Raw genomic sequence first — 4,262 nt, 5'->3', positions numbered from 1 at the left:
CACCTCACCACCGCCCACACCGCCGCCGCCCTCACCCTCGCTCACCTGGGCCTCACCACCGCCCGCGCCGCCACGTACCTGGTCCTCGACCGCTCCGCGTCGATGCGGGCGTTCTACAAGGACGGCTCCGTGCAGGCCCTCGCCGATCAGACGCTCGCGCTGGCCGCGCACCTCTCGCCGGCGGACCCGACCGTGCACGTCGTGTTCTTCTCGACGGAGGTCGACGGGACGACGGACCTCGCGCTGACGGACGAGGACGCGAGCACGAAGGTGGACGACGTGCACGCGGGCCTGGGCCGCATGGGCCGTACGACGTACCACGCGGCGGTCGAGGCGGTCACGAAGCACCTGGACGCGTCGGCGGACCCGGACGCCCCGGCGCTGGTGGTGTTCCAGACGGACGGCGCCCCGGACGCGAAGACCCCGGCGACGCAGTCCCTGACGGAGGCGGCGAAGACCCACCCGCGCCTCTTCTTCTCGTTCGTCGCGTTCGGCGAGCACGAGAACAAGGCGTTCGACTACCTCCGCAAGCTGAAGACGGACAACACGTCCTTCTTCCACGCGGGTCCTACCCCCAAGGGACTCACGGACGACGAGCTGTACGAGGGCGTCCTGAAGAACTGGCGCCCGTAATACCCGTAGCCCCGTCATACCCGCCATACCCGTAATACCCCGGTATGCCGTCCGCGCTCCCCCAGAAAAAAGGGGCGCGGGCGGCATACACACGTCAGCTACGATTTCAAGAACCCAAAGAACCAAAACCGACCTGGGAGCAGCCCCCGATGGCTCGACACCTCATCACCAGCGCCCTTCCGTACATCAACGGAATCAAGCACCTGGGCAACATGGTGGGGTCCATGCTCCCGGCGGACGTCTACTCCCGCTACCTGCGCCAGCGCGGCCACGACGTCCTCTACATCTGCGCGACGGACGAGCACGGCACCCCCGCCGAACTCGCCGCGAAGGAGCAGGGCCTCCCGGTCGCCGAGTTCTGCGCCCAGGCGCACGACGCGCAGAAGGCCGTGTACGACGGCTTCGCGCTCGCCTTCGACTACTTCGGCCGCAGTTCCAGCGAGCAGAACGTCGAGATCACCCAGCACTTCGCGCGGAAGCTGAACGAGAACGGCTTCATCGAGGAGCGCGCGATCCGCCAGGTCTACTCCCCGGCGGACGGCCGCTTCCTCCCGGACCGGTACGTCGAGGGCACCTGCCCGCACTGCGGGTACGACAAGGCGCGCGGCGACCAGTGCGAGAACTGCACGCGCGTCCTGGACCCGACGGACCTGATCGACCCGCGCAGCGCGATCTCCGGCTCGACGGACCTCGAAGTCCGGGAGACCAAGCACCTGTTCCTCCTCCAGTCGAAGCTCCAGCGCGAGGTCGAGGAGTGGGTCGCGGCGCACGAGGAGGAGTGGCCGCACCTCTCCTCGTCGATCGCGCGCAAGTGGCTCACCGAGGGCCTGCACGACCGCGCGATCACCCGCGACCTCGACTGGGGCGTACCCGTCCCGGCGGACACCTGGCCCGAACTCGCCGCCGAGGGCAAGGTGTTCTACGTCTGGTTCGACGCGCCGATCGAGTACATCGCGGCGACGAAGGAGTGGTCGGACCAGGACCCGGCGAACCGCGACTGGAAGTCGTGGTGGTACGAGTCCCAAGACACCGTCCGCTACACGGAGTTCATGGCGAAGGACAACGTCCCCTTCCACACGGTGATGTTCCCGGCGACCGAACTCGGCGTCCGTGAACCGTGGAAGATGGTCGACTACGTCAAGTCCTTCAACTGGCTGACGTATTACGGCGGGAAGTTCTCGACGTCCCAGAAGCGCGGGGTCTTCACCGACCAGGCGCTCAGCATCCTCCCCGCCGACTACTGGCGGTACTTCCTCATCGCCAACGCGCCCGAGTCGGACGACTCCTCGTTCACCTGGGAGCACTTCACGGCGACCGTGAACAAGGACCTCGCCGACACGCTCGGCAACTTCGTCAACCGCGTCCTGTCCTTCTCGAAGAAGCGGTTCGGCGACGAGGTCCCGGCGGGCGGCGCGGCGGGCGAGCCCGAGGCGCGGCTCGGCGAGGAGATCGCGCGGCTGCTCGCGGAGTACGAGGAGCACATGGACGCGCTCCAGTTCCGCAAGGCCGCGTCCGCGCTGCGTGCCCTGTGGTCGGCCGGCAACTCCTACCTGGAGGAGAAGGCGCCCTGGCTGGAGATCAAGACCAGCCCCGAGGGCGCGGCCCTGACCCTGCGTACGGCGATGAACCTCATCCACCTGTACTCGGTGGTCTCGGAGCCCTTCATCCCGGCGACGTCGAAGACGATGCGCGAGTCCTTCGCGCTCGCCGACGACACGGCGGCCTGGGTCACCCCGGACGCGGCGAAGGCCCTCACCGCCGTCCCGGCCGGCACCCCCTTCACCGTCCCGCCGGTCCTGTTCGCGAAGCTGACGGACGAGGACCTGGAGACGTACAAGGAGCGGTTCGGCGGGCAGCCGGCGTAGTACTGGCGGGCAGCTCCGGCGTAGCACTCCGGAGCTGCCCGGAGTACTGCTGCGGAGCTACGTACGAGAGGTGGCCGGTCGGCCCCGGGAGAACACCCGGGCCGGCCGGCCACCTTCGTTGCGCGGCTCCCGTGTCCCTCCACCCGGTGGCCGCGCGACCGGCCGGGGTCAGCGTCTCCAGGGGCGGTATGGGGTACCCGCTGCTGGAGGAGACTCCGGCCGGTGGCTCTGAGGTACTACACGGGGACTACTTGAGGGTGCCCGCGCCGGTGGTGGAGGCGAGGGCCGTGGGGAGGTTCCTGGCGGTGGCTTCGAGGCCCGCCGTCAGCGTCGGGACCCAGTTCACCGTCGCCTTCACGTCCTTGGACGCCGCCGCGTTGTAGAGGGAGACCAGGTCGGTGGAGGCGCCGTTGACGAGGTTGCCGGTGCTCTTGACCGAGCCGGTGCCGTCGCTGGAGAGGAGCTTGGAGAGCTTGGTGCCCGCCGGGACCTTCCAGTAGTTGTTCTCGGCGACGACCTGCGCCTTGGCACGCGCGTTGATGCTGTACTGCGGGGTGTAGCCGTTCAGCGTGGTGATGTCGTAGAAGTTGTTGTAGATGTGCACCTGCCCGAGGCGCGCGAGGGGCGCCCGCTGGACGACCCCCTTCCACACGTTGTGGTGGATGGAGACCCGCAGCTTCCCGGTGCTGTCGGTGTCGCTCGCCCCGATGAGCATCGTCTTGTCGTGGCAGGTGAAGACGTTGCGCGAGACGGTGACGAGGTCGGAGCCCTTGGTGATGTCGAGCGCCCCGTCGTGGATCTGGTACTCCCGGCCGTAGTACTTGGGGTTGGCCCCGTCGAAGTGCGGCGCGTCGGTGAACGTGTTGTGGTCCGCCCATACGTGGGTGGCACCCCGCAGGGTCACCGAGTCGTACTGGCTGTTCCAGTTGCCGGTGCTGCCGTCGGTGGGGTCCCACTGCGGGAAGCAGTCCTCGGTCGCCGAGAGCGTCAGGTTGCGGACGATGACGTTGTCGACGTTCTGGATCTGGAGGCTCCCGCCGGTGATCCCGGCCTTGGACCCCGGCACGCCCACGATCGTGGTGTTCGCGGGCACCTTGAACACGATGTTCTTGGCCTGCTTGGCCTGCGCGGCGGCGCGCGCCTTCTCCTGCGTGCCCGACGGCAGCTTCTTGCGCCCGTAGGTGGAGGGGTCGTACGCCTTCAGGTACGACGCCAGCGAGTACCCCGTACCTGAGGCGTACTCCGCGCAGGTGAGCTTCCTGCCCGCGTCGTTCGTGTTCGCGTCGATGGTGCCCTTGACCTTGATGATCCGGGGTGCCTTGTCCGCCGCCGACCCCAGCGCCTTCACGAGCTGCGCCCGGGTGGAGACGGTGAACGTGTGCGCGGCGTCGGCCTTGGCCCCACCCGTGGTCCCGCTCCCGTACGACGCCCAGCCGTCTTTCGCGGCCAGCGTCTGGTGGTACAGGTCCGCCGCCCCGGCGTTCGCGTTCAGCACGAACACCCCGGCCCCGACCCCGGCGGCCACGACTGCGGCGGACACCACGAGGGTGCGGCGCTTGCGAACGGACCGGCGGTGAGAGGAAGTTGCCACGAAGGAAGTCCTTACGGGTCTGCTGTGCAGCGGGTGCGCTGCGGCTTACGACCCGTCAGTGGTCGCCGGGTGAAGGAAGGTTGCCGCACGACCAGACTTTTTCCGCACGGCCCTCACAGCTGCCTCCGGCACCTCGCGATGAACCTCACCCCACCCGCCCCGTCCCTCTCAGG

3 protein-coding genes are annotated in these 4,262 nt (G+C 68.5%); 2 read left to right on the top strand and 1 reads right to left on the bottom strand.

What is annotated here, in order from left to right; genetic code table 11:
• Both AOK24_RS38045 and metG read left to right on the top strand, forming a co-directional pair.
• On the top strand, positions 1 to 633 hold a 633-nt coding region (locus AOK24_RS38045; protein WP_159052134.1), incomplete at its 5' end, for a VWA domain-containing protein.
• Positions 634 to 782: 149 nt separating this feature from the next.
• Positions 783 to 2,498, top strand: coding sequence for a methionine--tRNA ligase (gene metG, locus AOK24_RS38040; RefSeq protein WP_055724505.1), 1,716 nt, complete (start codon positions 783 to 785; stop codon positions 2,496 to 2,498).
• A 247-nt stretch (positions 2,499 to 2,745) separates the two neighbouring features.
• Here metG and AOK24_RS38035 read toward each other — a convergent pair whose 3' ends face one another.
• Complete coding sequence (locus AOK24_RS38035) at positions 2,746 to 4,089, bottom strand: pectate lyase family protein (protein WP_055724504.1); 1,344 nt, start codon at positions 4,087 to 4,089, stop codon at positions 2,746 to 2,748.
• Between the last annotated feature and the right edge of the window lie 173 nt (positions 4,090 to 4,262).

Source organism: Streptomyces niveiscabiei, assembly GCF_001419795.1.
GTDB classification, from domain to species: domain Bacteria; phylum Actinomycetota; class Actinomycetes; order Streptomycetales; family Streptomycetaceae; genus Streptomyces; species Streptomyces niveiscabiei.
Note: the sequence above shows the minus strand (reverse complement) of the source record. Positions and strands in the feature narration are given on the sequence as shown.

What these genes read in the sequence shown, in the direction of transcription:
- metG (WP_055724505.1), top strand. Translation starts at nt 783, where the DNA reads ATGGCTCGACACCTCATCACCAGCGCCCTTCCGTACATCAACGGAATC.